The sequence below is a fragment of the Polyangiaceae bacterium genome (genome assembly GCA_016715885.1).
Classification (GTDB): Bacteria; Myxococcota_A; Polyangia; order Polyangiales; family Polyangiaceae; genus Polyangium.
On the sequence record JADJXL010000015.1, the window covers coordinates 127,161 to 144,300 of the forward strand.

13 protein-coding genes and 1 pseudogene are annotated in these 17,140 nt (G+C 60.0%); 9 read left to right on the forward strand and 5 right to left on the reverse strand.

All coding sequences use genetic code 11. The features are described 5' to 3' along the window. Positions 1-48 precede the first annotated feature (48 nt). Together IPM54_14025 and IPM54_14030 are read left to right on the forward strand one after the other, a co-directional pair. Entirely contained in the window at positions 49-1,569 is a 1,521-nt protein-coding gene (locus IPM54_14025; GenBank protein MBK9260922.1) for a B12-binding domain-containing radical SAM protein, read from the forward strand. Further along, on the forward strand, positions 1,566-2,009 hold the full coding sequence (locus tag IPM54_14030; GenBank protein MBK9260923.1) for a hypothetical protein: 444 nt from the start codon (positions 1,566-1,568) through the stop codon (positions 2,007-2,009). The genes IPM54_14025 and IPM54_14030 overlap by 4 nt, the downstream gene beginning before the upstream one ends. Here the strand turns inward: IPM54_14030 and IPM54_14035 are convergent. Beyond that, complete coding sequence (locus IPM54_14035; protein MBK9260924.1) at positions 1,998-3,599, reverse strand: hypothetical protein; 1,602 nt, start codon at positions 3,597-3,599, stop codon at positions 1,998-2,000. The genes IPM54_14030 and IPM54_14035 overlap by 12 nt on opposite strands. A gap of 59 nt (positions 3,600-3,658) precedes the next feature. Between IPM54_14035 and IPM54_14040 the strand changes: the two genes are divergently transcribed. Together IPM54_14040 and IPM54_14045 are read left to right on the forward strand one after the other, a co-directional pair. Next, positions 3,659-5,179 (forward strand): radical SAM protein, encoded by a 1,521-nt coding sequence (locus IPM54_14040; protein ID MBK9260925.1) that lies wholly within the window; start codon positions 3,659-3,661, stop codon positions 5,177-5,179. Beyond that, on the forward strand, positions 5,176-6,228 hold the full coding sequence (locus IPM54_14045; protein ID MBK9260926.1) for a hypothetical protein: 1,053 nt from the start codon (positions 5,176-5,178) through the stop codon (positions 6,226-6,228). The genes IPM54_14040 and IPM54_14045 overlap by 4 nt, the downstream gene beginning before the upstream one ends. Positions 6,229-6,241: 13 nt before the next feature. Here IPM54_14045 and IPM54_14050 read toward each other — a convergent pair whose 3' ends face one another. The 4 genes from IPM54_14050 to IPM54_14065 are packed head-to-tail and all read right to left on the reverse strand — an operon-like array spanning position 6,242 to position 10,708. Then, positions 6,242-7,210 carry a hypothetical protein gene (locus IPM54_14050; protein ID MBK9260927.1) on the reverse strand — a complete coding sequence of 323 codons (969 nt, stop codon included), beginning with the start codon at positions 7,208-7,210 and terminating at the stop codon, positions 6,242-6,244. Further along, positions 7,207-7,671, reverse strand: coding sequence for a hypothetical protein (locus IPM54_14055; GenBank protein MBK9260928.1), 465 nt, complete (start codon positions 7,669-7,671; stop codon positions 7,207-7,209). The genes IPM54_14050 and IPM54_14055 overlap by 4 nt, the downstream gene beginning before the upstream one ends. Positions 7,672-7,683: 12 nt before the next feature. Beyond that, on the reverse strand, positions 7,684-8,175 hold the full coding sequence (locus IPM54_14060) for an SRPBCC family protein (GenBank protein MBK9260929.1): 492 nt from the start codon (positions 8,173-8,175) through the stop codon (positions 7,684-7,686). 10 nt (positions 8,176-8,185) lie between these two features. Continuing rightward, positions 8,186-10,708: an ERAP1-like C-terminal domain-containing protein gene (locus tag IPM54_14065; protein MBK9260930.1), complete on the reverse strand. Its 2,523-nt coding sequence runs from the start codon at positions 10,706-10,708 to the stop codon at positions 8,186-8,188. Between the two features lie 307 nt (positions 10,709-11,015). Here IPM54_14065 and IPM54_14070 point away from each other — a divergent pair. From IPM54_14070 to IPM54_14090, 5 genes and pseudogenes are all read left to right on the forward strand, one after another. Beyond that, positions 11,016-11,999: pseudogene (locus IPM54_14070) on the forward strand (2-isopropylmalate synthase). A 93-nt stretch (positions 12,000-12,092) separates the two neighbouring features. Continuing rightward, positions 12,093-12,641, forward strand: coding sequence for a (2Fe-2S)-binding protein (locus IPM54_14075; GenBank protein ID MBK9260931.1), 549 nt, complete (start codon positions 12,093-12,095; stop codon positions 12,639-12,641). Between the two features lie 4 nt (positions 12,642-12,645). Continuing rightward, complete coding sequence (locus tag IPM54_14080) at positions 12,646-14,985, forward strand: molybdopterin-dependent oxidoreductase (protein ID MBK9260932.1); 2,340 nt, start codon at positions 12,646-12,648, stop codon at positions 14,983-14,985. 5 nt (positions 14,986-14,990) lie between these two features. Then, the gene (locus IPM54_14085; GenBank protein ID MBK9260933.1) at positions 14,991-15,992 is read left to right on the forward strand and encodes an FAD binding domain-containing protein; all 1,002 of its coding nucleotides are present in this window, start codon (positions 14,991-14,993) and stop codon (positions 15,990-15,992) included. 95 nt (positions 15,993-16,087) lie between these two features. Then, complete coding sequence (locus IPM54_14090) at positions 16,088-17,059, forward strand: hypothetical protein (GenBank protein ID MBK9260934.1); 972 nt, start codon at positions 16,088-16,090, stop codon at positions 17,057-17,059. Positions 17,060-17,140 lie beyond the last annotated feature (81 nt).

Genomic DNA, 17,140 nt, shown 5'->3' on the forward strand with positions numbered 1-17,140 from the left:
TCTTACAAGCTGCCTCATGCGCCGCGCAACTGAGCCTCTTGCGACAACATGCCGCTCGTTTCGCTGATTCGCCCACCGTGTGCCGTCGGTCGGCTCGCGCTCACGCTCAACGTGACGCCGCCGCTGTCGGTTGCATGCTTGGCCGGTAGCCTGACGGAAGCGGGTTTCGACGTCGAAGTCATCGATGCGTTGGGCGAAGGCGTGCACGTGATGCAGCCGGGCTACCACGACAACGTGCTCGTCAACGGCCTCGCGACGAACGACATCGTCGATCGAATCGATCCGAGCACGGAGCTCGTCGCCATCTCGTGCATGTTCTCGACCGACTGGCCCATCGTGCGCGACATCATCGCGGCCATCGATCGCAAGTTTCCTGGCATTCCGATTCTTTGCGGCGGCGAGCATCCAACCGCGGCCCCCGAACACGCGCTGCGAAGCGCTCCCGCGCTCCTCGCCTGCGCGCTTGGCGAAGGCGAAGAGACGATCGTCGATGCAGCGCGTGCGATCACGACGGGCAAAAGTCTCGTGAACGTCGCAGGGCTCGTCGTACGCACGCGTGCAGGTCTCGTGCGCACCGCAGCGCGCGCACGCATTCGCGAGGTCGATGCGATTCCCCTACCTCGTTGGGATCTCACACCCATCGAAACGTATCTCGCGGGCGGGCACAGTTTCGGTGTCGATCGCGGACGCACGATGCCGATCGTCGCGACACGTGGATGCCCGTATCAGTGCACGTTTTGTTCGAGTCCGCGGATGTGGACCACGCGATACGTGACGCGTAAGCCCTCGCTCGTGGTCGACGAGATCGAGTCGTACGTGCGGCGATACGACGTCGACAACATCGACTTCTACGACCTCACTGCGATCATCCGCAAAGACTGGATCGTGGCGTTTTGTGAAGAGCTAATGCGGCGGCGCATCGACATCACGTGGCAACTTCCGAGCGGCACGCGGAGCGAAGCCATCGACGGAGACGTTGCGCGACTTCTTTATCGATCCGGTTGTCGCAACGTTTCGTATGCACCTGAAAGCGGGTCGAAGCGCACACTGAAGGCCATCAAGAAGAAGGTGAACCTCGACCGAATGGACGCGTCGATGCGAGCTGCGGTGACCGAAGGCCTCAACGTCAAAGCCAACATCCTCGTGGGTTTTCCTGAAGAAACGCACGACGAGATCCTCGAAAGCCTTCGGTTCGTCGCGCAGATGGCAGTTGCTGGTGTGCACGACGTGTCCATCTGGACGTTCTCGCCGTACCCTGGATCCGAGCTTTTCGATGCGCTCGTGGCGCAGGGGAAAATTGGCGAGTTGGATGATGAATACTTCGCCGCGCTCTTGTCCTATTCGGATTTGGCGGGCGCCGTTTCTTGGAGCTCAAACGTTTCATCTCAAGCGTTGCGGGTGTACCGGTTGCTCGGATTGACGTTGTTCTATTCGGTGAGCTTCGGCATGCGCCCTTGGAGGTTCGTTACGCTCGCAGCGAATGCGGTCACGGGTCGGTACGAGTCGCGCCTGGAGATGTCGCTCGCGAACCTCGGACGCAAGCTGTCGCTCGCGTGGGGCCTGTCGTGAAGCGAGTCGTCCCGCCCTTGTGCATCGCGGTCGTCGCGACGGTGGTTGCAGTTCAAAGCATTCGACGAAGCCCAAAGCAGCAACGCAGGCAAGACTTCGCGCCCGAGGTGGTTCCATGCACCAACGAAGTGCTTGCACTCGTGGATGGGCTCGACGTGGGACAGAACCTGGCCGACTTCAGCGTTACGCATATCCGTTGTCTCGAGCCCAAAGGCGTCGAGATCGATTTGCACCGGGGCTCGACACCGCTTGCACTCATGGTCGTGACGCGGGGAAAGCTCCCGCATCGATCGCCACGACAAACACTCCGGCACGATCTCTTCTATACGCGCACGACGCCCCCGGATGCTCCGCCGACACAGAAGGAGATCGATGCACTTCTCATGTTGCTCGCTACGCGCGTCGAGCAAGCGGAACGGAAGAGCGGTTCAGGGCAATAGTTCGAACACCAAGAATTTCGACCCTCGATGGATCAACCTTAGCCGCTTGCTCCAGCGTTCCGGCGGAAGGATTTCCTTCGTCCGCGCATCGTCGATGAGGATGAACAAAGTTCCATTTGGAACGCTGTTCGGATCGAGTGGCTCAGGTTGCACGACGGCACCGAACACCGACCGAGGAATCGCATCGAGCACGGCTGCGCGTTGGCCGTTTGCCGGGTTCGAAAGATGCACGAGCTCGAACCGATGATCCACGGCGAGCATGAACTTGATTTGTGCACCAACGGATCGGTCGGTACGACGCAGGTACGACGCGAGGAGCTGATGGTTCGTGTACACCTCGGCCTTCGGAGCATTGGCGTCGAGCCACGCGGCGATCGGTTCGAGCGTTTCATCGCGCACCGGAAACGACGTGAAAAGGTCGTCTTTCAGGTGAAGCGGTAGGACGACGAGAAACGAAAGCGCCAGGGCCACGGTTAGCTTTTTGGCACCTGCGCGAGCCGCTGCGACGACGGTACCCACCGCTGCCGATGCGATGAGCGGCGCCACCATGGCTGCGCGAAATTGAAAGCCCAATGCAAGAAGAGCTGCAGCAGCCAGCGTGTCGCGCAGGCGCGGGCGCACGTCGGCCTCGAGCGCTTCGACGACGCGACCGAGCAAGAGCGCCACCGCGACGAGCGGCACGACGGCATAACGTGAGGAGAAACCGAGTGTAAATGCAGGACCTATGTCGCGTGGCGCGAGGTGCGTGACGACAAACGCTACGAAGAAGAGCACTGTAAACGCACCGAGCAGCCGCTCGATCGGCCGAAGCCCGCGCGTGCGTACGAGCGGTAGGAAAAACACCGCCGGGGAAACCATCGCGAGCGACACGACTGCGGTGCGTGGGCCGTGACTTGCGAACTCGGCGAGCCACACCGGATTGCCGGATTCGAGGTTGCTGACGTTCGGCAAGAAGTGAACGAACCAGAGTGGATCACGGTGATAGATGGCGCCGCTGCCCAGGTACGCGATGGGCCACGTGACGAGCCCTCCGAGGAAAGCCGGGCCGCGATGGCGATAGAGGACCCACGGTGCGAGAACGGCGGAAAAGAGCGCTTGTTCGTAGCGAATCCACGGAAGCAGACCGAGGACGAGACCTGCCGCAAAAAGGTTCTTCCGCGCTTCGAGCAGGTACAAAAACAGCGCCGTCGCGGCGACTCCATCCGAGTTCGACACGCCCGTCAGCGCGCTCCACGTGTACAGCGGCGAGAGGGCAACGACGACTGCGGGCAACCATGGTCGTTTGTGCTGCAACGATCGCGCGATTGCATGCGTCCAAACGATGGTTGCAGCAGCAACGACCAGGTGCAGGAACATGTATGGCGCGAGCCCAAAGCGCGCGACAGGGGCGTACACGAGCGCCAGAGCGGGCTTGATCTTCTGAAGAAACAAGCACGGCACGAACGCTTCTCCGAGAGAGCGCGCGAAGCCGTACATGAGCAGACCTTCGTCGTGCGTGGTGCGCGGATCGAGTGCGACGAGAAGTCCTGCGCAAATGTAGGCGACGCCGAGCCCGATGCCTTGCCGTGAATCGGGCTTGCCCCTATGCATCGCGTCGCGCGAGTTTACACACGGCCTGCGCTACGTTCTACAATCCCACCGGGCGCATCATGCGTGTCACGTTCGTCACTACAGGGCTCGAGCATTTGGGCATCGAGGCACTTTCGGCGTACCTTCGCGCGCACGGGCACGAAACCACGCTCGTCTACGAACCTCGGCCTTTTTCTTCGGGAAGCGGCACGGACATTCCACTGCTCGCGCAGCTTCTCGAACCGCCGCCTGAAGAGACCGCAGCGCGTGTCGTGAAGACGAATCCCGACGTCGTCGCGTTCACTTCGTACAGCGTGACGCATCGTTGGTCGGTCGATGTTGCTCGAGCGATCAAGGCATCGCGCAAAGTGCCGATCGTGTTTGGCGGGCCGCACGTGGGCTCGACCCCCGATAGGTCGATCCTCGAACCAGCCATTGATGCAGTCGTCGAAGGTGAGGGCGAAGGGGCGCTGCTCGACTTGGTGAATTGCGCGGAAACGAATCGTTTTGGGCGCAAAGACATTCCCAACGTCACGGTCAAGGGACTTCTCACGCCCAAAAGGAACCTGCCGAGGCCGCTATTCCAGGACCTCGACGAATTGCCTTTTTCGGACAAATCCATTTTTTATGATGCCGTGCCGGGTTACGAGCGCGAGTATTACATCATTTCGCGCCGTGGTTGTCCGTATCGGTGCAGCTTTTGCGAATATTCTACATTTCCGCAGCAATATCCGGGAGAAAAGCCGGTCCGGCGCCGATCGGTCGAGCATGTCATGCGCGAGCTTCGGCCATGGAAGAAGCGGGGCAAAACGCGCAAAGTGTTTTTTTGGGATCCCATTTTCACGCTCGACAACCGCTGGATGGCTGAATTCGCGGAGGCATATCGTTCGGAGATTGGCATTCCATTCGAATGCTACACGCATCCCAACGCCATGAATCGCGAAATGGCGCGCCTCTTGGCCGATGCCGGGTGTGCGGTCGTCCGAGTCGGTGTGCAAACGGTCAACTCGGACACGCTCGCCGCCGTCGATCGCAAAGGGGACGAAGACCGGATTCGCAAGACGCTCACGCATTTGAGTGATTACGGAATTCCGTATTCCGTCGATCACATCATTGGTTTGCCCGGCGAAGGTGTCGCGGATCAAATCGCCGCGATTCGTTTTTACAACGAAGTGCGTCCGACTCGAATCGTTGCCCATTGGATGACGTATTTCCCGGGCACCACGGCGCTCGAAAATGCCCGCGAAAGTGGCCTGCTCAGCGAAGCTGCCGTCGCACGTATTCTCGATGGTGACGTGGGTCCGGGATACATGTACGATGGAAACGTCGATTTCCCCGAGAACGAAGAATTGCGCCGATTGTCGAATATTTTCGATTTATTGCCATTGTTGTCTCCCGCGGCAGTCGAATGGCTCCTCGATGGTGCGCGTTATCGTTCGTTGCCCTTGTCGAGCATGCTGCGCAAAGTTGGCGTCGTCGGATTGGCGCTGAAGGGCGATCATGCGACGCGTGAACACCTTCAACATTTGGCGAGCTCCATTGTCGATGCGATCGGGGATGGACTTCGCCATCGCACTCGAATGGCATTGGCAAACGTATGAATCGCACGGGGGAGTGGCTCAGTTACGTCGCTTCCGCAATCCCGGGCGCGTGTTTGGCCCTCGCCGCAGGTGCTGGTCTGATTGACGAAATGACAGCGCTCGTCGTGTTTTCATTGAGTTTCGTGGGGCTGAATCTCGCGCACATGGCTGCGACGTGGTCACGCGTGTATCTCGATCCGCAAAACATGCGCAGCGCGATGATCGAGCGGGCGTGGCTGCCTGCGATTTTGGTTCTTGGTGCCATTTTTGGCGAAGCAGTCGGATACGGCGTGGCGCTCTTCGGCGCGCAGTATTACTTGAGCCTGCATCATGCGATGATGCAGAATTATGGTTTGTCGCGTAGCGTGCAGCGACGTTCGGGCCGAGTATTATCGCCATTTTCGCTACGCATCGACCAGGCGGCGTGTTTTTTGCTGCCGCTCGGGGCGCTTCTTTATCGAGCGCGCGCCGTTTGTCATACCTATTCGACCGCGCCGCTATTGGCCCCTCCCCTCTGGCTCGTTTTGCCCATCGCCTTTGCAGGAGCCGTCGCGCTGATTGCCCACATGGCTCGTGAAGTGATTGCATATCGTCGCGGGGAAAACGTCGATCCGCTCGGTTCAGCCATTATCGTTTCACAGGCGCTCTTGTGGAGCATTCTTCCGCTCGTGATCGATCATCCGGCGATACCGCTTTACGCGCTGGCCAGTGGTCATTACGTGCAATATTTGTATTTCGTTTGGAAATTCGAGCGGTCGCGTCCAGGGCTCGCGCTGGTGCCATCGTGGTTGCGCCAGCGCATTGCACCACCCTCGAAATTCGGGTATCTCGCAGCATTGACCGCTTTCGGCGGGTTTGGCGTGGTCATTCTCACGCTGATCAGTGTTGGCGTGCGTGCGATGGCCGATGTCAATGGCATGCGTCCGGCGACGGCTTTGCCGATTCCACCGTGGGCAGCGGCAATGATTGGCGTCAATCTCGCGCATTATTGGCTGGATCATCGGATATGGCGCTTCCGGCAGCCAGCGTCGAGCTCGGGAACGGGTGCGCCATTGCCGCAAGCGGCATGAGCGACGACGTCGATTACCCCGCTCGCCACCCGATTGGAAGCACCCAGGCCAGCACGACGATTGCCGTGAGTATCAACCACATCGCATCGGGCATATCGGGTCGCACAAGCTCAGGACGCCGCTCGAGCAGCGGATCGTGGGTACGGGGACGACGGAAGATACGCGGCCAAGGTAACGCAAAGACGAGCAAAAGCGCCATCGGTTCGAGGTAGGGCATTACGCACAAAAGAATGATGTTGATGTGCAGCGCCCAAATCATGACCGTCCACAAGAGCCGTGACCGAGGACCAAAAAGTAGAAAAAATCCGCCACCTTCGATGACGATGGTCATAAACGCCGAAAACCATGCCACGCGTGGACTTTCGATGACCAGATTGCGATACGCGACGAGCCACGGCCATTGTCCGAGCGGCTCCTGTGCAAGCACGAGCCATCGAACTTGATTTGAATTGATCCAATCGAAACCCGCCGCAAATAGCTTGCTCAGCGCGGAGCTGGTATAGCCCGCCGCAATACACGCCATTGCACCTACTTCGGCAATACGCTCACGAAAAACCCGTCCCTCGGGTTTTTCCGCATCTTTGCCCGCAACCGCTCGAGCCCAGACAAGCCCCAAGACCCATCCAAACAGCATCACGCCCGGGAAAAATGAATTGCGTGACGGCGTGCCGAAAAGCTCCCGTTGCCACTGACTCAGCACCGACATCCATGCAATCGCCCACGTGCCGGCAATCGTGCTGAATCGATCGATGGCCAGCATGACGAGGCCGAGCGTGATGAGGGCAAACACCAGCCATGCGGATGCAGGATGATTCGGCAAAAGATGCAGAGGCCCAGCAGCGTGCGCGTAATGAGAATCGCGCGTCATTTCCGCTACGCTGTACGCCTCCATGAAGAACACGATGCCTGAAATGGCAGCCAATGCGACGCGCAATGGCGTACGCGAATATCCATCATAAGGCGACCCGTAATCGAGGATCACGGCCCCCTACCCTTTCCTCGCACCCTACACGTCGCAAGCACACAATCGGTGAAAGCCGGAGGTCCCGGTCGATCTTTGAGCGTAAACGTGCGCCACACCAATTTGACGTCGGTGCCATCGGCAATGTCCGGTGTCAAATGCGCATCCAGATGAATTTGCGCGTCTCGCAGGACGTATTCGACGCGCCCTGCGCCCGCATGCAAGCAATGCTGCACGTTGGCAAGCTCGGGCCGAGGCGGATCACAGCGAAATGCTTCGTATTGCGTCAGCTCGGAGGGTTTGCCCATTTCATCGACGACGAGCACGCGCGAAGCAATGTCCTGCGACCGCGCCTGATACATGTCGAACGCGGATATCGGGAAGAAATTCCGCACTCCGCGCGCGGCAAGCACATACGCCAAGAAAATCGCCCAGGCGACAACAATTGGAAGCGCTCCGCGCTGCCGCCAGAAAATTTTCACGTCATTTCCCAATTAGCCGTTTGTCTTGACCCACTTGGCGAGGTTCTTTCCGGCCACGCTGAACATCCGGCTGAACACGGCGCGTGCCGCGGGATGTATGGGCAACGCCACGAGCGCTGGCGTATAATGAACATGCCAAATGAGCTTCGTGGCTTGTCCATTCGATAGCGACTCGAAGCGCAAATCTTCGAGCATTTGGCTGATGATGGGCACCGTGATGGCATCGATCGAAAAGGTGATTCGTTTGCCTGGTTCCCATACCAAAAACCGTTCCTTCACGGTCAGCATTTTCATTTCGATTTCGCGCGTCGAACCGATGCCATGCGGTTCACCGCTGGTCCACCGACACGCCTTGAAATCGGGCATCCATTCATCTTGATGATCGGCCGTAGCGAAAATGTCGAACACACGCTGCGGCGAGGCATCGATGGTCAAGACGTTGGCAAGACGATGCGGGGCAGAATCGATGTAGGACGTATCGGACGGTTTTGTATTGAACCACATGGTCGTCGCCTCACTTACGAGCTTTCAGGAATGCATCGACATTGGGTTGTTGCGAGCGTCGCAGCGCCGCGCAAATGCGCATCGATTCGAGCGACTGAGCGAGCATGCGTGGACCACCGGCATATTTGGGCGATCGATCTTTGAAGTAGGCAATGACTTCGTCGCGGCGTTTGTCATCGCAAAGTGCCGCGCCAAACCACGAAAATCTGGCCGGGTATTCACTGGGCAGTCGAGCAGCCAAGTCGTCGAAGTTTTTCTTCAAAAACGCGTACGCTCGCTCTTTCGTCGCAGGGTGCCACGATGCCGCCATGAGCACTTGCATGGCTTCTCGGGTATCGAACGCCGGATCCAGCGTCAAAGCAAACGCTTTTTCCGCAATCGCGGGATCACGGAATCCTCCAAGCGCTCGGAGGAGGCGATTGCGGTCGATTCTTTCGGGTGCCCTTTTCGCTTCCGCCACGAACGCATCGAACAATGCAGAATCACCGCGCGAAGCTGCCACCGAAAGCACCGTTTGAATCACGTCCGGATCGATGGCTTTGCGGTCGGTAAGCCATGCGCGTGCGAGCTTCGTCGCTTCGGCTACGAGCTTTTCGTCACCGCCTTCCTCGGCCACGAGAGAAATCAATTGCGAACGCAATTCACGCGTCGGATCATCGTCCTTCGGTTGGCTGCGGAATCCGAGCGTCTGGGCGCGTTTACCGAAGATGTCGCGCACGAATCCAGCGAATTTTGGACGCTGCTCTTCCGAAAAAAGATGCCCTTTCGCAAGCGCCCAGAACGGCGCCATCGTGGATTCCACGACCGCAGCGTTTTTATCGTCCGCCAATTTCGCTGCAATTTCGAGCACTTGCGGGTAATCGAGTTTTCCGGCAGTTGCGAGAGCACCGACGTCGCCGAGCAGCGAGATTCGCTCGGGCGCCGAAAGAATGTCCGTCTTCTTCGACAATTTTTGCAGAAGATCCGGTGCATACGCCACGCGATAATAGCCATTGGCACCATCGTTCGCGACGACCCAATCGGGACAATATGGCAGGGGCAATTCACCGCTCGAGGCATCGAGATTCACGCAGCGCGTTTCCGTTTTCGCTCCGGCTCCAAAGCGTGCGCACACCGGTATTTTCCACACCGACGTCCCTGCTGATTGTTCGGCCCCTTCGGGCAAATACCGCGATTGCGAAAGCGTGAGCTTCGGGGCATTGCCACATGCAAGCGTGACGTTCACCAGAGGGACGCCGGGTTGGTCGAGAAACGAGAAAAACGCCGGCGTGATGTCTTTGCCGGCTTCGGCGGAAATGGATGCCAAAAAGTCTTTCGCCGTCGCACTACCGAATTCGTGTTCGCGCAAATAACGCTGCACACCTTTGCGGAATTTTTCCTCGCCCACGTACATCTCGAACATGCGCGTGACGGCGGCACCTTTGCCATACGTAATGCCGTCGAAGGCATTGTGAATGTCGTCGATCGATTCGATGGGTTGTCGAATGCGCCGCGCCGTTGCGAGGCTATCGGCGCGCATGGCAGACGTCGCAGACTGTGCGCGTTCAGCGGCGGTGTTCCAGGTCGGTTCGAGTTGTTCCGTGATTTTCGGCGCCATCCACGTGGCAAACGTTTCGTTCAGCCACAAATCGTCCCACCAGGCCATCGTGACCAAATTGCCAAACCATTGATGCGCGAGCTCGTGTGCACAGATGCCTGCATACCGACTGCGGAACGATGCGGATTCTTCTTCGGGACGCGAAAGAATGAGCGATTGATTGAACGTGACGAGCCCCGGGTTTTCCATGGCGCCCCCGAGAAGCGGCACGGAAATCACGTCGAGTTTTTCGTAAGGATACGGCGTACCAAAATACTTCTCCAAAAGATCGAGTATCGGGCCCGTCGTCGCTGCTGCATAATGCGCCCAGGCTTTTTTCCCGCGCGGTGCAATCACGCGAATGGGCGTCTTCTTTGCGCCCGCCGTGCCCGCTTCCACCAGTTCGAATGGCCCCACGGCAAACGCGACGAGATAACTCGGAAGCGGCTTGGTTTCCGCAAACCGCACGAGCTTCATGCCATTCGGTTCGTCCGTCGTCGATTCAGGCGGCGTATTCGAAAGCGCAACGTCGCCCTTGCGCGCACGAAGTGTCAATTGCCAAGGAATTTTGTACCCTGGCTCGTCGAAGGACGGAAATGCCCGGCGCGCCTCGAGCGGCTCGAAGTCCGAATAGACATACCAATCATTGCCCTCCTTCTGACGCGTGACGCCTGCGGTTTCCCTCGTGAGCAGTGGACCGCGATAAACCAGGGAAATTGCGGCATTCCCAGCCGGAAGTGGAGCATCGAAGGACAGGCCAACGAAGTATCGATCCCCGACAATGAGTTTGGCCGGTACGCTCGCTTGCCCAATTTGCGCTTCGGCCCGTTCAATGGTGAGCCCTTCGATGTTGAGCCACACAAGTGACGTCGACTTGTCGATCTTTACGTCGATTCGCGTTTTGCCGGTGAAGATTTCTTCCGTGGGAATGAGCGTCAATTCGACGGCTTGGCGCACGGGGTGCACATCGTCGGGCAAACGGAGAGGTGGTGGGGTCGGTGGAGTCGATTGCGATCCCGCCGTAGGCGACGCTGCTTTCTGAACAATCGTCGACTCGATCTTCGGCGCATCGACTGTGCCCGTGGAGGCACACGACAACAGTGTAAGAGCAGTAAGAGCGAGACCTATTGTTCTCATCGGTGATTGACCGCTCTGCGGCATGGCTGACGGTGCGTCAAGTCCGAGCACGCATATGCCGTAACGATACACATGCAGGGCGCGAACCATGCTACGGAAGGGCGAGCCGCTGCCGAGGTTTTTCTGAATGTACGACTGGAATGCCAACGTCCCACTGCTTGTCGATGCAGGTGGTGAGAACCGGTCCGAGCACACAGCGCTGCGTCGCGCGTTCGGGCGCGGACCGAAAAATGTCGCCGTAGTCGACGAAACGCTTCGGGATGGACTGCAAAGCGCCGCCGGGATCCAGCCTGAAACGTCGCAAAAAATCGATCTCGTCCATGCGATGGATGCGATCGGCGTCGATGTCGTCAGCGTGGGTCTTCCTGCTGCAGGCAAGCAAAACGCCGAGGATTGTTATCTCATTTGCCGCGAAATCGTGCGGTCCAAGCTGCGCCTCATCCCCACCGCAGCGGCCCGCACGGTCGTTTCGGACGTGCAAGGCATCGCGCGCGCGGCGCAGCGAGCTGGCATCCCCATCGAGGTGTATTCGTTCATCGGCAGCTCGCCTATCCGCCTTTTCGTCGAAGGCTGGGATCTCGACTTTTTGATTGGCGCAATCACGGGCGCCGCGCGAGAAGCCACCGCCGCGGGTTTGCCCTTTTGCCTCGTCACGGAAGACACGACCAGGTCGCACCCCGACGTATTGCGAACGCTCTACAAATGCGCCGTCGACGCGGGGACGAGCCGCATTTGCATTTGCGACACGACCGGACACGTCACGCCGTACGGCATCGAAGCGCTGGTCGAATTCGCTCGCAAAACACTCGACGACATGGGCGCATCGCACGTTCAGCTCGACTGGCACGGGCACAACGACCGCGGCATTGGCCTCCCGAATGCGATTTGGGCCGCGACGGCTGGCGTCGATCGCGTTCACGGCACGGGGCTCGGCGTTGGTGAACGCGTGGGCAACACGAGCCTGGAACTGCTCGTCGACAACCTCGGGCGTATAGGCTCGAGGCCAAGGCCGTCCGAAACGCGACTCATCGAATACTGCGAGCTCGCCTCGCGCGCGCTGCAGTACCCCATCCCCAAAGACCATCCCATCGCCGGATCGGACACGCGAAAAGATCGCTTCTCCTTCCGCGCCTATCGTTCAACCTCAAACGAAACGGAGTCAGGCAATACGACCGAACGCGAACGTCGTGAACGTCTCGTGCCGATGTCGATGACGGTTGGCGAGACGGTCGTCGACCTTGCCGTTCCGCCACGACGAACCCTACTCGAGGCGCTTCGTTACGACCTGGACTTGGTCGGCACCAAGCAAGGTTGCGACAAGGGTGATTGCGGCGCGTGTACGGTGATCGTCGATGGCGTCGCGGTGCTCTCGTGTTTGACGCTCGCGCTCGATGCGCACGGCAAGCACGTGCGTACGGTGGAAACGCTCGAAGGAGCGCCGCACATCGATGCGTTGCTGGACGGTTTCGACAGAGCTGGCGGTGGTCAGTGTGGCTTTTGCACGCCGGGGATGTTGATGAGCGCCACGGCGCTGCTCGACCGCAATCCCAAGCCTTCACGCGACGAGATCAAAGTCGCGGTATCGGGCAACCTGTGTCGATGCACGGGCTACGGTAAGATCATCGACGCCATCGAACTTGCCGCGAAAATTCGACGTGGTGAGGCAACTGCGGGCGAGGGTTTGCCCGGAACCGAGTGTGCTCCGCCGGCGCTTGCATCGAACTCGGCGGCGCGCGCTCAGAAGCAGGGATAGGGCCATGGCGGAACAACAAAAGCCCAACGGTTCTGCGTCGGTACGCGGCCTCATTGGAACTCGAACTCGTTCGATGCTCGGCCCCCGCGTGACGGGTCAGGTCAGGTACACAGACGACATTCACCTTCCGCGCATGCTTTGGGGTCGCATCGTGCGGTGCCCTCATCCGCACGCACGCATCAAGCGCATCGATGCAACGCGAGCGCTCAGCCGGCGTGACGTCGTCGCCGTCATCACGGGCAAAGACATGCCCGAGCGGTTCGGCATCATTCCTTGGACGCCCGACGAATATCCGCTGGCGCTCGATACCGCGCGCTTCATCGGAGACGGCGTTGCAGCGGTCGCCGCAGAAGACGAACGTGCCGCGCACGAAGCGGCGGATCTCATCGACGTCGAATACGAGATCCTCCCGGCTGCTACGGACCTCGACACGGCCATTCATCATCCCGAGGTTGGTCTCGGCAAAGGCGGAAAGGACAACGTATCCAAGGACGTCGACCTCGCGTTCGGCGACGTCGACACCGCGTTTGTCGAAAGCGACTTCGTCACGGAGAGCGATTTTTACTACGAGGGTTCGGCGCACGCGCCGATCGAGACGCACTGCGCGATCGCGAACGTCGACAAGAACGGCCTGCTCACGGTGTGGTCGACGACGCAGGTGCCGCATTATTTGCACCGCGAACTGTCGCGCGTGCTGCGCATCTCGCCCACGCGCATCCGCGTGATTCAGCCGCCCGTCGGTGGTGCGTTCGGCGGCAAGAGCGAGCCGTTTTCGCTCGAGTTCTGCGCGGCCAAACTCGCGATGAACACCGGTCGCCCCGTCAAGTTCCTCTACACGCGCGAAGAAGAATTTTACGCGCACCGCGGTCGTCATCCGATGCGCATCCACATGAAGGTCGGCGCGCGTAGCGACGGCAAGCTCACGGCACTCGATGCGCGCACGTACATCGACGGTGGAGCGTATTCATCCTTCGGCCTCGTCACGGCGTACTACTCGGGACAGCTCCTCACCCTGCCCGCATTCCCCGAAAATTACCGCTTCCACTCCACTCGTTTGTTCACCAACAAACCGCCATGCGGGCCGAAACGCGGCCATGGAAGCGTGCAGCCTCGCTTCGCTTTCGAGGTGCTTCTCGACGAAGTGGCCTGCGCGTTGTCGATCGATCCCATCGAGCTTCGACGCAAGAACATCGTGCCTCCCGGATCGAAGACGCTCAACGGCATGCGCGTCACGTCGAACGGCATTTTGGAGTGTCTCGAAGCCGTCGAACGAGCCAGCGGATGGAAAGATCGTCGGGGCAAACTCCCGCGTGGTCGCGGTTTGGGCGTGGCCGTCAGTGCGTACATCAGCGGAACGAATTACGCGATTTACCCGAACGCGATGCCGCAAAGCGCTGTGCAATTGAAGGTCGATCGTTCGGGTGTCGTGACGATATTTTCAGGTCAAAGCGAAATTGGCCAAAGCTGCGACCTCATGCTCGCCGTCATCGTCGCCGACGAGCTCGGCCTCGATCTGGGCTCGGTACGCGTCGTTTCCGGTGATACGGACCTCGCCCCGGTGGACCTTGGTGCGTACTCGTCGCGCGGCACGTTCATGAACGGCAACGCGTGCCTCATGGCCGCGCGCGAAGTGAAGGACAAACTCGTTCGCGCCGTCGCGGCGAAGCTCGAGATTGAACCTCGTGACGTGCTGGTCACGCGCGGTGCGCTCGTGTCGATCAGCGATCCATCGCGAGGCGTCCCCGTCACCGAAGCGATTCAACTTGCCGAAGCGAAGTTCGGGACGATCGGCGCCGTCGGTCACTACAACACGCCCAAGCTTGGCGGGGACTACCGTGGTGGAACGATCGGTGCCTCGCCGGCGTACTCGTTCACGGCGCATGTCGCCGAAGTGAGCGTCGACGAGCGATCTGGCATCGTGACCGTGGAAAAAATCTGGGTCGCGCATGATTGCGGCAAGGCGCTGTGTCCAACGGTCGTCGAAGGACAGCTCGAAGGATCGGCCTACATGGGCGCGGCCGAAGCGTTGCTCGAGGCGCACGTCATCGGCACGGATGGCCTGCACAAAGGTCCGAACCTGCTCGACTACCGCATTCCTACGAGCTTGGACGTTCCCGAGTTTGTCCCGTTCATCATCGAATCGGACGATGCGGAGGGTCCCCGAGGCGCCAAGGAAGCGGGCGAAGGTCCACTTCACCCTTCGATTCCCGCCATTTCCAACGCCATCTTCGACGCAGTCGGCGTGCGTATGCGCCGCCTGCCTTTCTCGCCCGCACGTGTTCTCGAAGCCTTGCGCAAGCAAAAGGCCGACGACGCGCGCGAGCGACCTGCTGCTGCGGAGTAATCGTCGTGCTGCCGTTACCGCTCTTCGATCATCATCGTCCGCGCACGCTATCCGCTGCGATCGATCTGCTCGCGCGTCTCGGAAGCAAAGCCGTCGTCATCGCCGGCGGCACCGACGTGCTGCCGAACATGAAGCAGGGACTCGTGGAGCCCGAGCATGTCGTGTCCATCGGTGGGATCGACGAGCTTCGAGGCATCTCGGTCGACGTTTCAGCAGATGGCGCCGAGCGGCTCGTCGTTGGCGCAGGGATGCGTTTGTCCGAGGTCGCGGACAGCATCGTCGTGCGCAGGTGGGCGCCTGCGCTTGCGGAAGCTGCTGGCCAAGTGGGCGGACCGCATCACCGAGCGATGGGAACGCTGGGCGGCAACATCTGCCTCGACACGCGCTGTCGCTACTACAACCAGACGTATTTCTGGCGCAAATCGCTAGGGTTTTGCCTGAAGAAAGACGGCACGGTTTGTCACGTCGTACGCGGCGGACAGAAGTGCGTCGCGGCCGCATCGAACGACACGGCGCCTGCGCTGCTCGCGCTCGATGCGGACATTCACGTGCTCGGTCCGAGTGGTTCTCGCGTCCTTGCAGCGAACGATTTCTACACGGCGGACGGCATCAAAAACACGGTGCTCGAACCGGGTGAGCTCGTCGTGCGCGTGTCGATTCCGCGTCGATCGACCCGGCGTTCTGCCTTCGAAAAGCTTCGTCGTCGTGGAGCGATCGACTTTCCGCTCCTGTCGGTCGCCGTGCGCGTGGATCTGTCCGACCACGAACCTCTTCGCATCGATGCGGCCGATGTCGTCGTTTCCGCGCTCGGAGCGCGTCCTCGTCGAGTGCGTGCTGCGACGACGGTTCGTCCAGGTACACCCATCGAAACGGTTGTCCGGGATGTCTCGCGCGGGGCGTATACGGAATGCAAGCCGCTGCCGAACGTCGACGAGGACACCGAATGGCGGCGCGAGATGGTTCCGCAGCTCGTCGAACGCGCGTTACGTCGCGTCATCGATGCGTGATCGACCTCGTCGGACGCCTGGCCTTGCATGGATCTCGCTTTCCGGATGAAAGCTTTTCTTGCCCTCCAGCCGTAATAGGACCAAGGTCCCTGTAGGTGCGGTTTCTTTCGTTCCTCGTCGTTGCCGCTGGGGTGCATTTGCTCATCCCCGTTGGAGCTCGCATTGCGCCGCGGTGGGATTCGCTGCTCGTGGCGCGTTCGACCGGTCTTGCGCAGCGCATGCTGATCGAGATCGAGCCACTTCCAGAGATTGAGCTCCCGAACGTTCCGCCCGAATCAAAGCCGGATCAGCCGAGAGAAGTCGCAACCAACGACATCGTTCGACGTCGAACGATGGTCGATCCGACGGCACCACCGACGCCGAACACCGAGCTTTCACCATCGATTCCAACCGACGCGGTGCCGCCCGTAACGGCTGGATCGGGTGCGCCGCCGGATGAATACGGCTCGTTGCCACCAGGCCCGAGCGTGCCGGGCATCGGCACGAGTGGTCCGATCTGGGCGATACCAGGTGTCATCCCTGATGCTCCGAAGCCGAAGCCTGCGCCGACGACGATCGCTGCAGCTCCTCCGACGGATCCCAAGCTCGCAGGCCGATTGATCTCGGATGTCGTGCGCGAAAAGGATCGACTCCTCGGGCTGGATCTTCCTGGTGCGGGCACCATTGCTTCCGTCGTATCGGAGACCGTTCGAGGATCGAACACGCCGGATTTTGCTCGCGCGACACTCGAAGTTCGCATCGCACCAAGTGGCCGAGTGACCAGCGTGAAAGTCATTCGCTCGTCGGCTGGCGTGATGGGTGATTGGACGGCGGTTGCGAGCACGGTGCAGGGGCGGCTTTCGGGTCGTGACTTCACGCTGCCTTCAGCGTTTGCCGCGGGAGCGATCGTGATGGTGGAGGTCGTGTCGCAACTGCAGATGCCCGATGGCACGACGAGTGGAAAGCCCACGATTCAGGGCGGCGGAAGCGACAGCATCGGCGGGAGCGTCAACTTCGACGCGGCGAACATTGGCGCGCGTCCCAAGCGCCATGTGAAGGCGTTTGCGAGCGCTCGTCCCGCTACGTAAGTGCAGGCGTTGTCAGTTTCATAAAGACAAACCAACGCAACGTCTTTTCGCTGTGGCTTGATTCACAGAACGCGTGCTCAT